Origin of the sequence: Spirochaeta cellobiosiphila DSM 17781, from assembly GCF_000426705.1 — a bacterium.
Lineage (GTDB): Bacteria > Spirochaetota > Spirochaetia > DSM-17781 > DSM-17781 > Spirochaeta_E > Spirochaeta_E cellobiosiphila.
Map to the genome: position 1 here is coordinate 1 of NZ_AUFW01000035.1, position 1575 is coordinate 1575.

Annotated in this window: 2 protein-coding genes; both read right to left on the reverse strand. The window is 34.0% G+C overall.

The window, feature by feature from the left end; translation table 11 throughout:
• The coding region (locus tag K345_RS20075; RefSeq protein ID WP_037571531.1) for a hypothetical protein at positions 1-298 on the reverse strand (298 nt) is incomplete at its 3' end.
• A 9-nt stretch (positions 299-307) separates the two neighbouring features.
• The coding region (locus K345_RS23330; protein WP_037571533.1) for a hypothetical protein at positions 308-1575 on the reverse strand (1268 nt) is incomplete at its 5' end.

A 1575-nucleotide genomic window follows, 5' to 3' on the forward strand; every position in this document is an offset into this window, starting at 1 on the left:
CATAATTACCAGCAGTGAAGTGTAGACATATAGCCGTCTTTTCTGATTTATCTACTTTGCCTAGATACATTTCTTCTTTTTGGAATTGTTTATATTCTGGTATATATATACTATTAAGTTCAATATATGCTCCAGAATTTATAGGGTACTCACCCGAATGTTTTAGCTTACGCATTTTACTACTAGGTAAATTGATATCAAAGATCTGCTCTTCCCTAAGAAAAGGTCTATCATCAAAATAATCATTAATTAAAGGTTGTATAATATTGATATCACAGTAATCATCATATGCTGGCATCTTTGTTCCCTATTTGTTTAATTTTTCATTTATTGAACTTGTATTTTTTTTATAGTAATAGTCGTACATTTTCTTAACTGTATTGAAATATTGTGTTTTGTTAGAAGGTTTCCAATCTTCATATAATGGAAAATTCAATGTACCATCTGATTGCTTTTGGGGATATTCCAGATCATAACTATAAACAGTAGTGGTGCTATTTATCTCCCAATGATCATCAAAATATAATAAACCTTTGATGGTGAAGTTTTCTTGATTTGCTATCACGTATGGCTGTCTTAATTCACCTGTCGGATCATTAATATAATCGTAATTTATTCTGTAACCTAGAGCTGGAAGATCTCTAAAATCAACCTTAATCAGTGATACTTGATCTCTATTAATTAGTTTATGGATACCATATTCCCACATGTTTTTAGAAGAACGTCCTCTTACTATTATGTCATCGATACCTGAGGCTGAATAAAAGCCACCATCTAGAGTGACAGATAATTCTCCTAAACTAGGGATCTCATCTGCTCTTTCAAGGTTATCCGCATGATGGTAACCATAAAGAATCCAGAATTTAGGTTCTGATAAGTTCTGTCTTAAGTTATTATAACGTTTGAGGCTACGAATATATTCAAGATCTGGATCAGTCTTTGACTTGTCTAGGTAACGGGATGCTAGGAAAAAGGATATACTAAGATTTTGAAACACTTCATCTTGAACCATAGCTAGATATGCTTCATCATAGAATCCTTCCTGCTGAGCATATGCTCCACTATCCTGATGAGACCAATATTCTAGATAAAGAGAACCAACACAGGCAAAATTATAATGGGCATAGACATAAGTAGGATCGAGTAGCATTGCTTCTACAAATAGTTGCATGGATTCTTTAAAATTCCCTGCTTCATAGAGATCATAACCAAAACTATTAAGATTCTCAGCTGTTAATTCTCCTAAGTCTGGTTTATGCGTTGAGATAATTTCTTCTAAAGTTGGGTATCTAGATCTTTGGTAAAACATCCTTCGTACATTAAGCATATCCAACATCAAAGATTCAGGTAATTCTGTGACATCAGTAATCCCTTGCCATGTTTCATATCCAAGAGTGGACCAATAGGGATCACGACTATTAGATGTGTCTGTATTAACAGGAGCTTTTTCTACAACGACATCTCCAGGATTTACAGGTTTTTCTGTTTGTACGATATCTTCAACACTGGGAGAGGATTCTTCTTTTGTCTGATCTGCCTCAGCTTTCTGAGGACATCCTAAGAGTATGATACTCA